We start from the raw sequence: 17,944 nt of genomic DNA, 5'->3' as shown, positions 1-17,944 counted from the left end.
CGGGTGTTCAACCCGGCGGCAACATTTTAAGTCATAGTATCTATTCCTGTGCGGGGAGAAGCACGAAAAAGGTCGAACCCACCCCCAGCGTCGACTCAACCCAGATGCGTCCCTGATGGCTTTCCACAATTGAATTAACGATGGCCAGGCCCAGTCCGGAGCCTTCCACCCCTTCGGTCGCATTTGTGGCACGGTAGAATTTCTCGAAGACGCGGTTTTGCTCCTCGTGTGGAATTCCCGGGCCATTATCTTCAATCTTGAGAACGATCTGGTTTTCCTGCATCGACATACTGACCTTAATCTGTCCGCCATCCTGTGTATATTTAATGGCATTTCCGACAAGATTATCCAGCATTTGGCGGATGCGGATCGGATTCGCGCGCAAAGGCTGCAAATTTGGCGCAGTATCCGCAGTCAGCGTGATCTTCTTTTTCTTCATCTGGGAATCGAACATGTCGAGTGTATATTTTAGGACGCCTTCAAGCTGGACAGCCTCGCGGCGCGTATCAAACCCGGCTTCAAGGCGCCCCAGATCAAGCAGTTCATTGACCAGGGATGTAATATGTTGAACACTGCCCTGCAGGCGGTGTAAAAATTCCTGCTGGTTTTGGTTTAACGATCCCGTACGCTCGATCAATTCCGTATACCCAAGGATGGCGGTCAGGGGAGAGCGCAGGTCATGCGAAACGGTGTGGATGAAATCGCTTTTTAGGCGGTCGAGCTCCTTGAGATAGGAAATATCCTGCATGGTAATTGCCGCGCCGATTTTTGGAATGGGTGTATATTGTGCATTGAAAACCCGCCCATCGTCAAAATTGATCTCGTGATATTTCAACGGTCCCTCGCCCGAACGAATCAACATGGCTCTCAAATCGGCATTTGTAATCATATCCTTGAGGGACTTGCCCGTCAGTTCCCCATCACCCAGGTTGAAGATATCGCGTATGGCCCGATTAAGGAGCAGGACGGCTTGCTTCTCGTCCGTCACGATGACACCGTCCTGAATGTTCCCGATGATCGCCTCCAACTTGATGCGTTCGGCTTCTGAAATTTTAGCTTTTTTCTCCAGAGATGCCGTCGTGCGCTTTACCTCGCGTCTCAGCCAGTCTCCCAGGCTGCGCGCGCGGCCAAGGCTCCGCTGGACTTCATCAACAATATCCGCCATTTTTAATGGGGGATACAGATACCCGCTTAACCCCATGCGCAGGACAGATTTGGCGACCCCGCTGGTATCCTTTTCGGCATAATAAATGATCGGCATCGTGGGGAAACGTGCAAGCATATCATTTGAGACCGACAAACCCTCCTGATCTGAAACCTTCTCGCCAATGATCATCAAGGCCGGGATGGCTTCCTGTATCGATTTATCCACCCCGGGACGGTCGTGTGCAATCGCCACCTCAAAACCCGCCGCATGCAAAGCCCGCTCCATTAGATCCAGAATCGGGGATGGGTTTAGCGCCAGTAAAATAAGGTCGTTTTTTGCCATGTGATCAAATTATTTCATTATTCCGAGGTAACCACTGTCTTTTCAGAGGAACGCGACAGGCGCTGTAATGCTGCCTGAACGGATTCAAGCGCCTTCCTTTGATCCGGGTTAAGTGTTCCGGGCATCTCTGTCAGCACCAGGTTAAGCGGGTAACCCGCGGCTTGCAATTCGCTGTGGATGGCTTCGCGGATCATCTCAAGCGCGGCATGACGCTGTTTCTCACCCGCTCGCGCATTTTCGGCCGTCTGCTCCAGGGCGCGGAATAAACGTGCATTCACCAGTGAAATCGAGGCGAAATCGGCCATTGCTTCAAGCATGGTCTGTGCATCGCGGGAAAGTTCACGATCATTCCTGCGCACGACAATCAACAGCCCGATCACTTCGTTTTTGATCTTAATCGGGATCACGCCCACCGCTTTCCCCAACACAGCCAGCTTAAACTTTTGCAACGGCGCGCCGTTCATCAGCAAACTTTCCCCCGAGAGCGCCACGAGGGAACTAAGGCCGTCATCCACCGGCTGGTTCATCTTCTTTGCCCATGCATCTGGCAGGTTGCGCTGGGCACGGAGCAAATAGACATTGCTTTTTTCCTCGCGCAACATCAGCCAGCACATATCCGCCTCTGCCACCTGCATGGCGCTTTCTAGGATGCGGTCAAACAACATGCGCTGGTCTGTCATCAAGACCACGGCCTTTGCAGTGGCAAGGATGGTGGTCAGGTCGCGCAATCTGTGCTGAAGTTCTTCATTTGCGGCTTTTAACTGGCGGTCCAATTTTTGTCGTTCGCGGGTCTCCTGCGTCTGACGCAGGGCACGCTCGACGATGGAAACAACCTCAGCATCCCGCAGGGGCCAGAAAAGCACATCCGTTGCGCCGAGGCGGAAGGCCTGAATGGCATCCGCTTCCTGCCCCTTTTCGGCGATGACGATCAGCGGTGATTTCACGCCTTGCGAATTCAATGCGGCAAGCAGGTCTTTTCCGCTTAAGCCGGGTAAATTTAAATTGGCGAGGATCAGGTCCGGGGGAGTCTGAGCCGCGCGTTTAAGTGCGGAAGCGGCATCGCCCACCACAGTCACCTGATAGCCAAGCGGCTGAAGCGACTGCCTTCCGATCAAATCAGAAATATCTGGATCGCTCTCAACAATGAGAATTTGTACCCCGGTTGCCATGTTTTATGATTTTCCTAAACAGGATTCTATCACCTTTTCGAGTACAATTTTACCCATGCGTTTTGAAAAGTTTAAGATCGCTGCGGTAATTCCGGCGTATCGCGTGGAGCGGGATATTGAATCCGTTCTGCGCGGATTGCCGCGCTTCATAAAATATATCATCGTCGTGGACGACGCTTCGCCCGATTCGAGCGCAGACCTGATCTCCGCCGCCGCAAAAAAGGACAGACGCATCACCCTGATCCGCCATGAGAAAAACCAGGGCGTGGGCGGAGCAATGATCTCCGGCTTCAAGAAGGCACTGGAACTTGGCGCGCAAACCATCATCAAACTGGACGGCGACGGACAAATGGATCCAGTCCATATCCCGGCTCTCATTACGCCGCTCATCGAAGGCAGGGCGGATTATGCAAAAGGCAACCGCTTTCGCGATTTTCAATCACTTCAACAAATGCCCTTTATTCGGCGTGTTGGAAATCTTGGATTGAGTTTCCTCACCAAAGCCGCCACCGGGTATTGGAACATCTTCGACCCTACCAACGGATATTTCGCCATCCGCGCCGAGATTCTCGCACAGCTTCCGCTTGAAAAAATAGACCACCGTTATTATTTTGAGACGTCCATGCTTTCGCACCTATACATGCTCAACGCCTTCGTGCTGGATGTAACCGTCCCTGCGCGGTATGGAAATGAGAAATCGCACCTCTCCATCCGCCGCGCCTTGTTTGAATTCCCCGTAAAACTGATCGGCACCTTTCTACGGCGAATCGCATTGAAGTATTATATTTATGATTTCTCAATGATGTCGCTTTATATCGTGACCGGTATTCCATTACTCCTGTTCGGTCTCATCTTCGGCAGCATCAAATGGATCGAATATGCAGGCCGCAACATCCCTGCCCCGACCGGCACAGTGATGCTGCCCACACTTTCCGTCATCCTGGGCATACAGATCATGCTCTCCGCAATCGAGATAGACATAAACGCCGCCCCCCGCTCGCCGCTCAGTCATCCCCTGGGATAAAATCCTTTAGGATAAAATGCAACACCAGCCATATATCCCAGGCTTCAAGCCTGCAGACTCGGGACCGCTCGCGCGCTTCCTCCCGGCACTGGAGGAGGGCGTCATCTCTGCCTGGCTTGCGCGCCTTGACAAATCCTCCGACGCGCCTCAGGACAAACCCTACGCCTGGCTGCTGGACCCCTTCGGATTCTCACCGCAACTCGCCCTCGAAGCCGCACGCAGCGGATATCGCGTGCTGGTGACGGCGAACAATCCCATTACACGCTTTCTGCTGGAGATTTTTGCGAACCCGCCGCCTGAATCGGAATTCATCGCCGCGCTCGCGGATTTAGGCACGGCCAAAAAGGGGGACGAGCGGCTCGAAATCCATCTACAATCCCTATATTCCACCACATGTGAAAAATGCAGCCAGAATACCCGGGCACACGCTTTTTTGTGGCACAAAGGTGAGGACGTGCCATACGCGCGGATTTATGAATGCAGGCACTGCGGAGACGCCGGCGAACGACCTGCCACCGAGGAAGACAGGGAACGCGCCAGGAAAATCGCCTCCACAGACGGCTTGCATCGTTCGCGCGCCTTTGAACGCGTGGTTTCACTCAAGGACGAAGACCGCTTTTATGCGGAGGAGGCCATCGAACATTATCTGCCTCGTCCTCTGTATGTATTGACGACCATCATCAACCGTCTCGACAGCTTGAGTTTATCTCCCGAACGAAGACGTGCATTGACCGCCCTCATCCTGCTTGCATGTGACGCGGGCAATACACTCTGGGCGCATCCTGCAGAACGACCAAGACCGAAACAATTATCCACACCAAGTCAATTTCGCGAGAACAATGTGTGGACCCTGCTGGAGCATGGCATCAGCCTGTTCGCCGGATCAGGCTCTCCCGTCCCGTATGAGACGTGGCCTCGCAAAATCCCGGAGAGCGGCGGGATATGCATCTACGAAGGCCGCCTCAGGGATCTGGCACATGAAGTGAAACGTGAGATTCCCATTGCGGCAGTCATCGGCTCGGTGCCGCGTCCCAATCAGGCGTTCTGGACTTTTTCTGCACTATGGGCAGGCTGGTTATGGGGAAAAGATGCGGTGGAACCATACAAAAATGCATTGCGCCGCAGACGCTACGACTGGGCATGGAATGCGACGGCACTGTTCGCGATGTTCAGCCACTTGAACGAACTCCTGGCGGACGATGTGCCTGTGCTTGGATTATTGCCCGAACCCGAACCCCTGTTCTTAACATCGGCATTTACCGCCGCGCACACAGCAGGCTTTTCACTGGAAAGTGTGGCATTACGAACGGAATATGATGCCATCCAAATCATATGGAAGAGCGCACAAAAAATGGATTCTAGCAATGCGGATATAAAGTCCGTGCGAAGCGCAATGCGTGAGTTTTTATCCGAGCGCGGTGAACCTGCAGGGTACCTGCATTTACATACGGCAGGCTTGATCGTCCTGGCAGAAGCAAATGCGCTGAAACAAGCCGGGGATGAATACGATGCAGCCATGCGCAAAACAAATACATTGCTGGAATCCGCATTGAAGGATGATAAAAGTTTCATCCATTATTCAACGGGGGAAGGCGTGGATACGGGGATCTGGGACTCTGCCCTGCGGGGAGGCGACACAAGCGGGTCCTTTTCAGATCGCGTGGAAGTTGCGGTGGTAACCTATTTGCAAAAAAATCCAAATGCAATCTTTCTGGAAGTGGAGGAGGATTTATATTCGCAGTTCACCGGTTTGATGACGCCGTCGAAGGGATTGATCTACGCCGTATTGAATTCGTATGCAGAAAAGGATGGCGGCAGTTGGAGGCTGCGCACAGAGGATGGGGCAGCCGCGCGGCGCGAGGAAATGAAAAATATATTTACCCTGCTCGAAAAAATCGGCGGACGGCTTAACTACCTTTCATCCAGGGATGATAAAGTATTGACATGGCTCGAACATGGAAAGCCGGAAAAAAAGTTTTACATCCTGGCTTCGGCACTGGTGCATCGCGCATTGGAGCTTGCCGGTGAGCAGACCGTGATCGTCATCCCCGGCGGACGCGCGGCATTGGTCGCTTATAAACAGGAGCGCGACCCATCTCTGAAGGAAAAGCTGAAAAGGCATCGGTTGGTGAAATATCGTTTATTGCGCAGCCTGTTCGAGGTCCCAATATTGACGCGCGAAACGTTCGATGAGCAAATTGCCGGTGACCCGGTGGAAAAGTCCACGGGACAGATGATCATGTTTTAATCAATTACAGCAAAACCATCCATACCTTGCATGACAATTAAAATGAAATATATAATTTCAATTACACTCGTTCTTGTTCTTTTCCTATCCTCCTGCATTTCTGTCGAAGTCGGTGAGACTCCAGCCCCCACACAAGCCGATTTCGTCACCGCCACACTGGCCCCCACGAAATCAGGCTATGTGCCGCCTACGCTCACTCCGTCGCCTGAGATCACGCTGGCACCCACACTCGCGGTCACCATCCCGCCGAACTGCACCAACAGTGCGGTGCTTTTACGCGACGTGACCATCCAAGATGGAACGCGCGTGAACGCAGGTGAAAAATTTACGAAGACGTGGGAATTCATGAACACGGGAACCTGCCCGTGGATCGGATACACGCTCAAGTATGCTGCAGGCGATCAGATGAGCGCGCCTCTTTCCGCGCCGATAACGGATACGCTTGCGAAGGACAAGGTGCAGGTCTCGGTGGAGTTGACTGCGCCTGTGGCAAACGGCTCATATACGGGTTATTTCACCCTGAACGACCCGAACGGAAAAGATGTAACGATCGGGATCGAGAAAACATTTTGGGTGAAGATCACCGTGGGGAGCGGCTCGACACCAGCCGCCAGCGCGAACAGTGTCAACACACCGTCCGCTTCGACAGGCGGGAATTGTAATTACAGCCGGAACGCGGGCTATGTTGATCAGGTCGCATCCCTGATCAACGCAGAGCGTGTGAAGGCAGGCCTGCCCGGGTTGACGATCAACCCGTTGTTGGCTAACGCCGCCCAGGCGCACGCCGCGGACATGGCCTGTAACAGCATGATCAGCCACACTGGCTCGAATGGCTCATCCGCATATTCACGCATCCTTGCATCAGGATACTCGCCTTCCTATTCGGAGGAGATCATTTATGCCGGCGGCGGTCCGCAGGCGGCGATGACATGGTGGCTGAATGACAAAATCCACCGCGATGCAATTCTGAACCAGAAATCATCCGAAATGGGTATGGGCCATGCCTTTTTTTCAAACGGTTCGTACGGCGATTATATAGTGGTGGATTTTGGCAGTCCGTAGGCAGAGTGGCAGGCTTTATTAAATTCTTAGAAGGAGAATCTCATGCGACCAATGTATATCAACGGCACGTTCATGACTGGAAATGCGAGGGAGGAAATTCAGGTCCAGAATCCTGCCACGGAGGAGGTAGTGGACAGTGTTCCGCGCGGGACACCGGAAGATGTCGAAGCGGCGGTGCAAGCCGCAAAGTCCGCGTATGAGGCGTGGCGGAAGAAGGGCGCGAACGAACGGGCGAGTCTCCTGCATGAGGTCGCGGAGAAAGTCCATGCCCATCGTGAAGAGATCGCCCGTCTGCTGACGCTGGAGGAGGGCAAGCCGCTCCCTGAAAACGAAGAGGAAGTTGAATGGGTATTGAATACCTTTCGTTATTATGCCGAGTTGGGACGGCATCATCGCGGAAGCGTGCTGGCGGCAGGATCATCATCACAATTCAATTTCATCATCAAGGAACCATATGGCGTGGTGGGCTGTATTGTGCCGTGGAATTATCCGCTTCTGTTGCTGGCCTGGAAGGTCGCGCCTGCACTCGCGGCGGGAAACACGGTGGTGATCAAACCCTCTGAAATGACACCACTGTCTGCACTGTACCTTGCCGAACATTGTTTTGATGGATTGCCCGCTGGAGTCGTCAATGTGGTGACGGGGTACGGTGTCGAAACAGGCGAGCCGCTGGTCAAGCACCCTGATGTGCCTGTGATCGCGTTCACGGGAAGCTTGGGGACGGGGCAAAGAATTGCGTCCATCGCCGCACCGATGATGAAGAAGCTGCATCTCGAGCTCGGCGGCAAGGATGCGACGGTCATTGCAGAGGATGCCGACCCCGAAATTGCCGCGAAGGCTGTAGCGTATGCGGCGCTTCTGAACGCAGGGCAGGTCTGCACCAGCACCGAACGCGTGTACCTGCCGGGACGCGGTGCGGCGAAGTTCACCGAAGCCATCGTGGAGCATGTCAAATCCCTGCGGCTGGGTTCGGGGCTTGAGTCAACGACAGACATGGGACCGATGATCGGCGATACCTATCGCGCGAAATTTGAAAGTCATATTGCGGATGCGCAGGAACACGGCGCGAAGATTTTGGTTGGCGGCGGGAGACCGAAGAATATCTCGAAAGGCTTCTTCCATGAACCGACCGTGCTGACGGGTGTGGACCATTCCATGGTCATCATGCGCGAGGAGACGTTCGGTCCCGCCGTGCCGTTGATGGAATACACCACCTTCGACGAAGCGATTAAACTGACGAACGACTGTCAATACGGCTTGGGCGCGGTGCTGATCTCGAACGACCCGAAGAAGATCAAGCAGTTCTTTGATGACGTGAAGGCAGGCACGATCTGGATCAATGACCCGCTGACCGACCATTACGCAGGTCCATTCGGCGGGATGAAATATTCGGGTGGCGCGCGCGAACTTGGCGAAGTCGGTCTGGATGAGTTCCGCGAGGTGAAGCACGTCCACTGGGATTTCAATCTGGAGGATAAGGATTATTGGTATCCGTATGGACGAGAGTCGTAGGTCACGCTACGTACCCAGATACGGGTATTCAGCGTGACGGTGTAATTAATGGACAATGTCACGTTACAAACGTGACCTACTCACCCCAATCAACGCCTTTCGGCTCATCCCACTCAAAAGCGGGCGGATGCAATCAGTGACTTAACCATGCTTGACAGGGTTGTAATGGATGGAATGCAGGTGATTTTCAAAATCGCGGTCATCGCGGATGACGTGATCCCAAAAACGCTTTTGCCAGAATTTCATGGAATCAGACGGTGAAAGTCCAAGCATTTGTTTATACGCTTTGGTGAAATTCGGCTTCAGGGAGTGCAGGATGACGATGAAAGTGCTCTCGCCTGTAAGTCGAATCAACAGATGGTAGTGATCAGGCAGGAAAACATTTCCCAACATGGTGAAGGGGTGAAGTTGTTTCACATTTCGCAGAGTGGCGAGGAGAAGTTCGAGTAATTTCCAATCTCGAAATACAGGCGTACGCGATTCAACGACCTGTGCAAGGAACACCGCCGAACCTGGGATGTAATATCCTCGAAAGTTCATATGGAAATTATAAGGCACACAATGTAGGTCACGCTACGTACCCAGATACGGGTATTGAGCATGACATGTGTGAAATTAACGAAAATCGTCACGTTGAAAACGTGACCTACGGAACTGGTTATAATCCAAGCCATGAAAAACAGATCATGGCTCTTTCCTTTTCTACTGCTCATCGGGGTTCTAGCATATACTCTGCTCACGCGGGTGCAACTGCCCGGCGACGGGTTCGCCACCTTTGGTGCTGACACCGTCCGTGCGGAAGTGCTGCAGATCATCGAAGAAGGTCAAATTGATTTGGGCGGGAATTTCCAAACCTATCAGATCGCACGCGTGAATATTTTGGAGGGACCGTACGAGGGCATCCCCATGGAGATCGATTACGGCAGGCGGCAGGTGCGCCCGGATGATTACCTTCTGGAACCCGGCGACAAAATTTTGGTCTCCATCAGTAAGACGCCGGACAATGTGGTCAACGCCTACTTTGCGGATTACGTCCGCACGACGCCGATCCTGTGGCTGGCGTTCATTTTTGCGGCCGCCATCGTGATCATCAGCCAGTGGAAGGGCATCCGCGCACTGATCAGCATGGCATTCAGTCTGTACATCATCATCAGCCACATCATCCCGCAGATTCTGACGGGACAGGATCCCCTGCGCGTGAGCATCATTGGCTCGGTGCTTCTGCTCGGCGTCACGCTGTACCTCACCTACGGCTGGACGTTGAAAACGCATGCGGCGGTGCTCAGCATGGTGTTGGTGTTGCTGCTTACCGGGGCGCTCTCCGGTCTGTTCGTAATCTTTGCAAAACTCAACGGTTCGGGCGACGAGAACGTCATGTTCCTGATGCAGTTAATGGAAAGCCCGATCAACCTGCGCGGACTTTTGCTCGGCGGCATGATCATCGGCGCACTCGGCGTGCTGGATGACCTCGTGACGACGCAGGCTTCGGCGGTCTTTGAACTGCACCATGCAAATCCGAACCTCGGTTTTCGCGGACTGTACAACGCCGCCATGCGCATCGGCCAGGACCATGTGGCTGCCACGGTCAACACGTTGGTTTTAGCCTACGCTGGAGCATCCCTGCCGATGATGTTGATGTTCTCGCTTGGGCAGGGAGATTACGGCTATCTCGTTAATTTTTCCTTCATTGCCGAAGAGATCGTGCGGACGCTGGTCGGGTCGCTGGGGCTGGTCGCCGCCGTGCCGATCACGACCACGATTGCCATTTTCCTCGCCCGAAGGGCTGAGTCGCTTGGGAAATGGGAGCAGGTTCTCGGTCCGGTGGGAAGCGGGGAGGGGCATCATCATTAATTTTTGGAGTCGACCAGCAAGCTGGTCGACTCCAAAACCGTGCAACCTTTCCCCCGTCTCCTGCGTAAAGAAAGGTAGAAAGTCATCATAGGAGCAACGTGAACGAAGAACAGACCTGGGTTCTCCAGGCACAGCAAGGCGATGACGAGGCATTTACCAGGCTCGTCGAGACCTACCAGACCCCCGTTTTCAACCTGTGTTACCGCATGTTGGGCGAGCCTGAATCGGCGGAGGATGCCGCACAGGAAACGTTTTTGCGCGCCTACCAGCACCTGTACCGCTACGACCAAAAACGCCGGTTCGCAACCTGGCTGCTTTCGATTGCGGCCCATTACTGCATTGATCGACTACGCCGCAGAAAATTCTCGATGTTTTCGATGGACGCAGAGGATGACGAAGGGAACACCTTTGAATACCCCGATGTGGATGCCCCCAACCCCGAAGCAGAATCCATCAAAGGACAGACACAGGATCGCGTCCATGCCCTTCTGCAGGATCTCGATAACACCGACCGCGCCGCAATCATCATGAGATATTGGTACGACTATTCAGAAAAGGAAATCGCCGAATCGTTGCGGCTGACGGTCAGCGCGGTGAAAAGCCGCCTGCATCGCGCCCGCAAGGAACTGGCAGGGGCATGGCAGGATCAGGAAGACGACCTGCTCGCCGAAATGGAAAGGAGACATCATGAATCACCAGCCTTTTGAAACCTGGCTGTTGGACGATAAACACCTGGGCAAAACGGAGAAGCGCGAACTGGATGTGCATCTGCGGACGTGCCGCGCCTGCTCGGCTCTGGCTGAGACCGGGTTTGCCCTGCGTTCTGCAAAATTGGTGACCCCTGCAGCCGGGTTTGCGATTCGTTTTCAAGGGCGGCTTGCCGTCCAAAAGATCGCCGAACGCCGCCGCAGATTGTGGGGCTTGTTCGTGCTGATATTCAGCGGGGTTGGATTGCTTGGTTGGTTTGCGGCTCCGTATGTGTATGCGTTCATCTCCGCACCTGTGGAATGGCTCACGGCGGCTATCGGTTATTTTCTATTCGTGTTCACATCGGCGCAGGCATTTAGCGAAATCCTAAGAGTCATGGCACGAATCCTGCCGAGTTTCATCCCGCCGTATGTTTGGATGGTGATGTTCTCTGCAATGGCGGGGGTGGGGCTTTTGTGGATCATATCAATATGGCGGTTTGCACGCAAACCGCAAGGAGCAACTGCATGAAAATAAAAAAATATTTGGTTCGCGCCATCCTCCTGCTGACAGTGCTGATGGTACCCACCAGCGCTGTGTCTGCGCAAGGCCCGGGCGGGGATGTATTCCTGTTTGGGCAGAACTACACGCTGGCAGGCGGTGACACGCTCACCGGCAGCCTGGCGGTCATTGGCGGAAATGCCATGATCGAGGAAGATGCCTCCGTGGATGGAGACATCGCATTGATCGGCGGGAATCTCACAATCAATGGAGATGTGGACGGCGATGTGGCTTTGGTCGGCGGGAATATGACCATCAGCGGTACGATAGACGGTGATATTGTCATCGTCGGCGGCCAGGCTTTGTTGACCGAGACCGCTGTGGTTAGAGGCGACATATCCACCATCGGCGGAAATGTGCAAAGGGAGCCCGGTGCGGAAGTAAGTGGCAATATCACGACCAATGCTCCTCCTGTGATCAATGTACCGGATGTCCCCAATGTGCCGAATGTCCCTAACGTGCCCAATGTGCCCGGCGTACCTGATGTGAGGGTGAACGTAAATCCGCTTTGGGAGATCGCAGGTGTGTTTGGCAGAGCTCTGGCAGTTGCAGCCATCGGCATGTTACTGGCACTCTTCCTGCAGCCCCAATTGGACCGCGTTGGGAGCGCAATCGTGAGTCAGCCTTTGATGGCGGGCGGCTATGGACTGCTCGCAGTCATTATCGTACCGATGGCGGTCGTCATCATGGCGGTCACCATCCTCCTCATTCCCATTGCCCTGCTGGCAGCATTGGTGCTTCCGCTGGCATGGCTGCTGGGCATGGTTGCCCTTGGTCAGGAGGTCGGCGACCGCTTCACCAAAGCCATCAACCAGACCTGGGCGCCGGTACTCTCCATCGGTTTTGGCACGTTCATGCTTGTGTTGGTGGTCGGATTGGTTGGCATGATCCCCTGTGTGGGCTGGCTGGCATCCTTCCTCGTGACACTGGCTGTCCTTGGCGGCGTGGCAATGACCTGGTTCGGCACGCGAGGCGTACCCGGCAGGAATATGCAATCGGTGCAGGTGGAAGAAATCCCGCCTACTTCGTAAGACACCATCCCGTGATATAATCCCACTGCCCCGGAGAAAATCCGGGGCGGTTTTATTTTGGAGAAAACATGTTCAAGCACGAAACCCCAAACACCACCGTTCACAACACCCCACCGCCCCTTATTGAAGTCTCCGGCACACACCTCGAGATGGGGCGCCAGATCGGCGAAGCCGCCCGCCCGCAAATCCAGCACAGTCTCGAAAATGCACGCATCCTGATCAACGCCGCCTACGACACCCTCGAACTCACCTGGGACGGCGCAAAAATCCAGGGACGAAAATACCTGCCGTTCGCTGAGGAACGCTACCCGCAATATGTGGATGAACTGCGCGGCATTGCCGAAGGCGCAAATGTCCCATTCGATGACATCGTCGTGCTGAACGCGATGGAAGCCGTCACCATGGATGCGCTGCACCTCACCCGCTGTACCAGCATGGCCGTCAATGACGAGCGCACGGCGGATGGTCATGTCCTTGCTGCGCATAACGAGGATTGGATCCCCGAAGACGAAGGCGATGTACTCATCATCTCCGCCAAACCCGACAAGGAACCCCCGTATCTTGCCATGACCTATGGCGGGCTCCTGCCCAATGTCGGATTCAACGCCTATGGCATTGCCCAACTCATTGACTCCGTGTACCCAGGCGACTCGCGCATCGGAATCCCGCGTCTTGTGGTTGCCCGCGCCGTGCTTGCCTCCCGCCGCATCTCCGGCGCCATCGGTCGGACTCTCGTTCCGCACCGCGCGGCGGGCTATAACCATTTACTCATCCACGAAAGCGGTGAGATTTATTCCATTGAAGTATCAGCGCGCAAATTCGAGATCCTGTATGCTCATGATGGTTACATGATTCATACAAATCATTACCTCGACCCGCACATGAAACAAATGGAAAAAGACCCGGAGGAACTGCTTTCCTCACGCGTACGCTACTTCCGCGCCTCGCGCCTGATCCGCCAAAAGGAAAAACATACCATAAAAAGTTTGCAAGCCATCCAGAAGGATCACGTCAATATCCCCAATTCGATCTGCAACCACAATATCGAGGGTCTCGACCCGCTGGACCGCGAAAAGACCATCAGCGCCATGGTAATGGACCTGACATCACGCGAGATGCATCTTGCATGGGGAAATCCCTGTAAGAATCTGTATCATACGTATCATTTGAATGCATAAACAAAAAGACCCCGAGGACTTTCAATTCCCCCAGGGTCTGGCCTTTTATATACCTGGTTTTGCAGGTTCCTTCAAGAGCAAAGCGAGGGGAGATGCAAGCAGGGCCATGCCGGTTGTCAACGTCAACACAAAGGGAAAACCATATAATTCCGCCAGATGACCGGTGTAAAGCAATCCTAACGCACCCGATGAAAAGATGAATCCCAGGATCAGCCCGGAGGCAAGCGCCATCCCGCCGGGGATGATGCGCTGGGCGAAGACCACCATGATGCTGTGCACCGCCCCGGTACATGTGCCTGCAAGGGGTATCAAAAGATAAAGCCATCCCGACCATCCGATCATGCTGATCCAGTAAATTGGGAAAGCGGCAAGGAATAATACGCTTGAGGCCACAAACCGCTTGGAGTAGCGATCGCCCAAATAGCCGCCCATCACATTGCCAAGAGCGGAGCCTCCCATGAACAAACCAGCCATGCTTCCATAAACTGTCGCGCCCTGCCCCAAATCCTTCAGATATTTGGGAAGCAGATTGATCATATTTGCCTGCGCCCAGGATTGCAACGCCGCCACCATTGCGAGAATAAGGATGAAGGCAATCCCCGCCCGCGTGCGATTCATTCCCGCCCTTTGTTCCTGCTTCGGGTGCGGATGGTTGGCGCGCAGTTGATGAAGCAGGGCAAATCCAATTGGCAGGGAAACCAGCGGGACAATGAACAAACCGGGAACTTTGTACGAAGCGAGAATCAATCCTGTAATGATCGGTCCAACAAAATGACCGAGCTGCCCCGCCATAAAAAACAACGACGCGGCGGTGGTTTCGCGTCCTTTCAGGAGGTCGCGTCCGCGCAGGGTGGCTTGGACGGTGCCGACCGGATGGAAAGCGGACGATCCCAGCGCAGCGATGATGAGAGCGCCCAGCCCAAGTGCGCCGGGGAATAGCAATGCCGCAGAATAGAAAACAGCCATCCATAGCACGCCGCCAGCCGCCAGCCAGCGCGGACCCATGCGGTCTGATACCCAGCCAAAGAATGGCTGTGTGAGCGCGGATGTCCAGATATAAATGGTGGAAAACAGGGCGATTTCCCACTCACTTAAACCGAGGTAGGTCAACAGGACGGGGCGGCTGGCATTAAATACGTCCACTATGAAGTGGCTGAGGGCGATGGATGAAAAAATGGAGTCGAGGAAGATGGACATGGGATAACAGTTAATGGAGGCTGGCAAATGGCATCTTGTATCAACGATATAGATGATTTGCTTCGATGTATTCGTACACGGATGGCGGAACGTAATAGCGGTACATTTCCCCTGCGGCGATGCGGCGGCGTAATTCGCTCGAGGAGACGGGTTGCAGGAGCGCATCTAGGAACTGGATCTTTTCCGTCACACCGGGGAGTTTCGCTTCAAGCGCGGAAATGTCGCTGAAGTCGCCGGGGCGGCGCATCACGCCGATTTTGGAAACAACAGCTACGAGGTCCGTGCTGAAGCGCCAGGTGGGCAGTTCCCAAAGCGAGTCACCGCCGATCAAAAGGAGGATGTCCGCATTCGGCTCCCGGCTGGCAAGCAGTCGGAGGGTATCAATCGTGTAATGCGGACCGGGGCGGTCGAATTCGAGGCCGGATAATTCAAAGGCTGGGTTATCCACGATCACGCCCTGCAGCATGGCAAGGCGATGCTCGAGCGGCGTGATGGGATTTTCCTGTTTATGCGGAGGGTTCGGTGTCAGCACCCAGAGCAGGCGTGAGAGTTCAAATTGGCGGGCGGCTTCAGCGGCAAGGATGAGGTGCCCAATATGGGGCGGGTCGAATGTGCCTCCCAAAAAACCAATTGTGTTGTTGGACATGTGCAAAGTATATCGCAAAGTTTTTCATACCCCCCCATCCCTTGGTGGTATACTCTTTTTTACAGGCAAAAAATGTCAGATCGCACAGTCATTAGCTCCTCTTCTCCACTTAAACGGATCATCCAGGCTGTCCGTGCAGTGGAAACCGGGGAATACAGGTCGGATCTCCTAAGCGATCTGGTCAGGGATTCCAGCGACCTGGGTCAACTGGCGCGCATGCTGGATGCAATGGCGCGCGGCGTGACATTTCGCGATAATCAATTGCGCCTGATGCAAAAGGTGATTCCCATCGGTGTTGCGCTTTCGGCGGAAAAGGACTTTAACCGCCTGCTCGAAACGCTGGTTGTGGAAGCGCAGTCTGTCACGCATGCCGACGCAGGCACATTGTATCTGCTGGAGGATGACGCGCTTAAGTTTGTGATTTTGCGGAACACATCACTCAACCTGGCCATGGGCGGGACAAGCGGAAACGCAATCTCTTTTAAACCGGTGCGGCTGCACAATGATGACGGCAGTGAGAACCGCTCGAACGTGGCTTCCCATGCCGCATTAACCCATCAACGCGTCAGCATTGCGGATGCATACCGGGCGGATGGGTTTGATTTTTCCGGCACAAAAGCGTTCGATGAAAACACCAGGTATCGCTCCAAATCATTCCTCACCGTACCACTTAAAAACAAGGGTGGACAGGTAATGGGCGTCCTGCAACTGATTAACGCAAAGGATATTGAGAGCGGTGAAATCATTCCGTTTTCAGATGATGATGTGCTGGAAGCCCTGATCCTGCTTGCCACCGCGGCGCTGGACGGTTATATCCGCGAGGCCTCCCTGCGTCAGGAGATTGCCAAACTGAAAATCGAAATTGACGAATCGCGCCGGGCGCGCCAGGTGGCGGAGATCACAGATACAAAATACTTTCAGGAACTGAAGGACAAGGCAAAAAAAATGAGATCCAGGGATTAATTAGGGCGTCCATTTCCACGGAACTTTCAGAACTGCAAACCCGGCCTGTCAAACAACCCCTTTTATCATGGATGCACCACTAATGACACGAAGGCTGGGTTAAAAAACCGCATGCAGGGACCCATTCATTCGAGGAACAAACATGTCACAAAATTTTGATGCAATCGTAATCGGGGCTGGTGTCATAGGCACGAGTATAGCCTTCCATCTCGCGGAACGCGGATTAAAACCCGTCATCCTGGAACGCAGGCAGGTGGGGTTTGGCGCCACCGGCAGTTCCAGCGGACTGGTGCGAATGCACTACGACCTGGAAGTGGAATCCAGACTCGCATGGCAAAGTTTTCAATACTTCCACAATTGGAGCGAACGGGTTGGCGGCGAATGCGGTTTCCGGCGCACAGGCTTCCTTCATATCGAGCCGCCCAGCCATATCAAAAAACTGCGCGCCAACGTGGAGATGCACAAAAGAATCGGCATTCCCACCGAAGTGATAACAGGGGATGATGTGAAGAAACTGTCTCCATCCTTTAAAACAGACGATATCGAGTTCGCGGCGTATGAGCCCGAGTCAGGATATGCAGACGCAACGCTCACTGCAAATTCTTTTTTGTCAGCCGCAAAAGAGCGGGGTGCTGTCTACACGCAGGACTGTGAAGTGACGGGGATTGATGTTGCAGCGGGAAAAGTCACTGGGATAAAATCCACTCGCGGCACTTTCTCCGCCCCTGTCATCATCAACGCGGCCGGTGCATGGGCGGGCAAAGTCAGTGAAATGGCCGGCGTACACATCCCGCTTGACACATGGACACATGACGTTGTCCACGTCCGCCGGCCCTCCCATATTGAAGAACATCCCACCGTGATCGATAGTTCACTCAACATGTACTTTCGGCCTGATTCTGGTGACCTGACCTTGATCGCCCTTGAAGACGACAGCCGCATTGGAGAATCCCCCGAAGCAGATCCTGGCTATGTCGCCAGGGATTTCGTGGAACGCGCCATAGACCGCATCTGCATGCGCATCCCCGCCATGGAGGAAGGCTCACTGCATTCCTCCCATGCTGGCAGGGACGGCTTAACTCCGGACCAGCGTGCAATTATCGGCGCGGCAGGACCGGAAGGGTATTACCTTGCCAGCGGCTTTAGCGGCACCGGCTTCAAACTCTCCCCCGCCGTCGGCTTGTGTGTCAGTGAACTCATCATGGATGGAACGTCAAAAAGCATTGATATCAGCGGATTCGATCCCTTGCGGTTCGAACGCGGTGAATTGCTCAAAGGCGAACATCATTACGGCTTCATCTGGCGCAATACATCCTCGTGATCATT

General features: G+C 54.2%; 16 protein-coding genes. 11 read left to right on the top strand and 5 right to left on the bottom strand.

Annotated elements, in window-relative coordinates; genetic code table 11:
* Positions 1-40: 40 nt before the first annotated feature.
* Positions 41-1,489 (bottom strand): ATP-binding protein, encoded by a 1,449-nt coding sequence (locus QY332_06330; GenBank protein ID WKZ37549.1) that lies wholly within the window; start codon positions 1,487-1,489, stop codon positions 41-43.
* Positions 1,490-1,506: 17 nt separating this feature from the next.
* Positions 1,507-2,658: a response regulator gene (locus QY332_06325; GenBank protein WKZ37548.1), complete on the bottom strand. Its 1,152-nt coding sequence runs from the start codon at positions 2,656-2,658 to the stop codon at positions 1,507-1,509.
* 55 nt (positions 2,659-2,713) lie between these two features.
* On the opposite strand from QY332_06325, the gene QY332_06320 reads away from it, so the two are divergent.
* From QY332_06320 to QY332_06305, 4 genes are read left to right on the top strand one after another with little or no spacing between them, the layout of a single operon-like run.
* Positions 2,714-3,682, top strand: a complete 969-nt coding sequence (locus QY332_06320; GenBank protein WKZ37547.1) for a glycosyltransferase family 2 protein — start codon at positions 2,714-2,716, stop codon at positions 3,680-3,682.
* Between the two features lie 16 nt (positions 3,683-3,698).
* A complete protein-coding gene (locus QY332_06315) occupies positions 3,699-5,930 on the top strand; it encodes a hypothetical protein (GenBank protein WKZ37546.1) in 2,232 nt (743 codons plus the stop codon).
* Between the two features lie 42 nt (positions 5,931-5,972).
* Complete coding sequence (locus tag QY332_06310; protein ID WKZ37545.1) at positions 5,973-6,992, top strand: NBR1-Ig-like domain-containing protein; 1,020 nt, start codon at positions 5,973-5,975, stop codon at positions 6,990-6,992.
* Between the two features lie 42 nt (positions 6,993-7,034).
* Positions 7,035-8,504, top strand: coding sequence for an aldehyde dehydrogenase family protein (locus QY332_06305; GenBank protein ID WKZ37544.1), 1,470 nt, complete (start codon positions 7,035-7,037; stop codon positions 8,502-8,504).
* A 141-nt stretch (positions 8,505-8,645) separates the two neighbouring features.
* On the opposite strand, the gene QY332_06300 is transcribed toward QY332_06305, so the two are convergent.
* Entirely contained in the window at positions 8,646-9,044 is a 399-nt protein-coding gene (locus QY332_06300; GenBank protein WKZ37543.1) for a transposase, read from the bottom strand.
* Between the two features lie 132 nt (positions 9,045-9,176).
* Here QY332_06300 and QY332_06295 point away from each other — a divergent pair, with 132 nt between their 5' ends.
* From QY332_06295 to QY332_06275, 5 genes are all read left to right on the top strand, one after another.
* Positions 9,177-10,355, top strand: coding sequence for a YibE/F family protein (locus tag QY332_06295; GenBank protein WKZ37542.1), 1,179 nt, complete (start codon positions 9,177-9,179; stop codon positions 10,353-10,355).
* 98 nt (positions 10,356-10,453) lie between these two features.
* Positions 10,454-11,062: a sigma-70 family RNA polymerase sigma factor gene (locus QY332_06290; GenBank protein WKZ37541.1), complete on the top strand. Its 609-nt coding sequence runs from the start codon at positions 10,454-10,456 to the stop codon at positions 11,060-11,062.
* Positions 11,043-11,573, top strand: coding sequence for a hypothetical protein (locus QY332_06285; protein WKZ37540.1), 531 nt, complete (start codon positions 11,043-11,045; stop codon positions 11,571-11,573). The genes QY332_06290 and QY332_06285 overlap by 20 nt, the downstream gene beginning before the upstream one ends.
* Entirely contained in the window at positions 11,570-12,634 is a 1,065-nt protein-coding gene (locus QY332_06280; GenBank protein WKZ37539.1) for a polymer-forming cytoskeletal protein, read from the top strand. The genes QY332_06285 and QY332_06280 overlap by 4 nt, the downstream gene beginning before the upstream one ends.
* Positions 12,635-12,702: 68 nt before the next feature.
* Positions 12,703-13,812 carry a C45 family autoproteolytic acyltransferase/hydrolase gene (locus tag QY332_06275; protein ID WKZ37538.1) on the top strand — a complete coding sequence of 370 codons (1,110 nt, stop codon included), beginning with the start codon at positions 12,703-12,705 and terminating at the stop codon, positions 13,810-13,812.
* Between the two features lie 45 nt (positions 13,813-13,857).
* Here the strand turns inward: QY332_06275 and QY332_06270 are convergent, their stop codons facing one another.
* A complete protein-coding gene (locus tag QY332_06270) occupies positions 13,858-15,009 on the bottom strand; it encodes an MFS transporter (protein WKZ37537.1) in 1,152 nt (383 codons plus the stop codon).
* A gap of 40 nt (positions 15,010-15,049) precedes the next feature.
* Complete coding sequence (nadD, locus tag QY332_06265; protein WKZ37536.1) at positions 15,050-15,655, bottom strand: nicotinate-nucleotide adenylyltransferase; 606 nt, start codon at positions 15,653-15,655, stop codon at positions 15,050-15,052.
* Between the two features lie 72 nt (positions 15,656-15,727).
* Between nadD and QY332_06260 the strand changes: the two genes are divergently transcribed.
* Both QY332_06260 and QY332_06255 read left to right on the top strand, forming a co-directional pair.
* Complete coding sequence (locus QY332_06260; protein WKZ37535.1) at positions 15,728-16,618, top strand: GAF domain-containing protein; 891 nt, start codon at positions 15,728-15,730, stop codon at positions 16,616-16,618.
* Between the two features lie 142 nt (positions 16,619-16,760).
* Positions 16,761-17,939, top strand: a complete 1,179-nt coding sequence (locus tag QY332_06255) for an FAD-binding oxidoreductase (GenBank protein ID WKZ37534.1) — start codon at positions 16,761-16,763, stop codon at positions 17,937-17,939.
* The last annotated feature ends 5 nt before the right edge of the window (positions 17,940-17,944 follow it).

The sequence above is a fragment of the Anaerolineales bacterium genome (genome assembly GCA_030583885.1).
Taxonomy (GTDB): domain Bacteria; phylum Chloroflexota; class Anaerolineae; order Anaerolineales; family Villigracilaceae; genus Villigracilis.
Note: the sequence above shows the minus strand (reverse complement) of the source record. Positions and strands in the feature narration are given on the sequence as shown.

What these genes read in the sequence shown, in the direction of transcription:
- QY332_06260 (WKZ37535.1), top strand. Translation starts at nt 15,728, where the DNA reads ATGTCAGATCGCACAGTCATTAGCTCCTCTTCTCCACTTAAACGGATC.
- QY332_06315 (WKZ37546.1), top strand. Translation starts at nt 3,699, where the DNA reads ATGCAACACCAGCCATATATCCCAGGCTTCAAGCCTGCAGACTCGGGA.
- QY332_06270 (WKZ37537.1), bottom strand. Translation starts at nt 15,009, where the DNA reads ATGTCCATCTTCCTCGACTCCATTTTTTCATCCATCGCCCTCAGCCAC.
- QY332_06305 (WKZ37544.1), top strand. Translation starts at nt 7,035, where the DNA reads ATGCGACCAATGTATATCAACGGCACGTTCATGACTGGAAATGCGAGG.
- QY332_06310 (WKZ37545.1), top strand. Translation starts at nt 5,973, where the DNA reads ATGAAATATATAATTTCAATTACACTCGTTCTTGTTCTTTTCCTATCC.
- QY332_06330 (WKZ37549.1), bottom strand. Translation starts at nt 1,489, where the DNA reads ATGGCAAAAAACGACCTTATTTTACTGGCGCTAAACCCATCCCCGATT.
- QY332_06320 (WKZ37547.1), top strand. Translation starts at nt 2,714, where the DNA reads ATGCGTTTTGAAAAGTTTAAGATCGCTGCGGTAATTCCGGCGTATCGC.
- QY332_06300 (WKZ37543.1), bottom strand. Translation starts at nt 9,044, where the DNA reads ATGAACTTTCGAGGATATTACATCCCAGGTTCGGCGGTGTTCCTTGCA.
- QY332_06325 (WKZ37548.1), bottom strand. Translation starts at nt 2,658, where the DNA reads ATGGCAACCGGGGTACAAATTCTCATTGTTGAGAGCGATCCAGATATT.
- QY332_06280 (WKZ37539.1), top strand. Translation starts at nt 11,570, where the DNA reads ATGAAAATAAAAAAATATTTGGTTCGCGCCATCCTCCTGCTGACAGTG.
- QY332_06275 (WKZ37538.1), top strand. Translation starts at nt 12,703, where the DNA reads ATGTTCAAGCACGAAACCCCAAACACCACCGTTCACAACACCCCACCG.
- QY332_06285 (WKZ37540.1), top strand. Translation starts at nt 11,043, where the DNA reads ATGAATCACCAGCCTTTTGAAACCTGGCTGTTGGACGATAAACACCTG.
- nadD (WKZ37536.1), bottom strand. Translation starts at nt 15,655, where the DNA reads ATGTCCAACAACACAATTGGTTTTTTGGGAGGCACATTCGACCCGCCC.
- QY332_06255 (WKZ37534.1), top strand. Translation starts at nt 16,761, where the DNA reads ATGTCACAAAATTTTGATGCAATCGTAATCGGGGCTGGTGTCATAGGC.
- QY332_06295 (WKZ37542.1), top strand. Translation starts at nt 9,177, where the DNA reads ATGAAAAACAGATCATGGCTCTTTCCTTTTCTACTGCTCATCGGGGTT.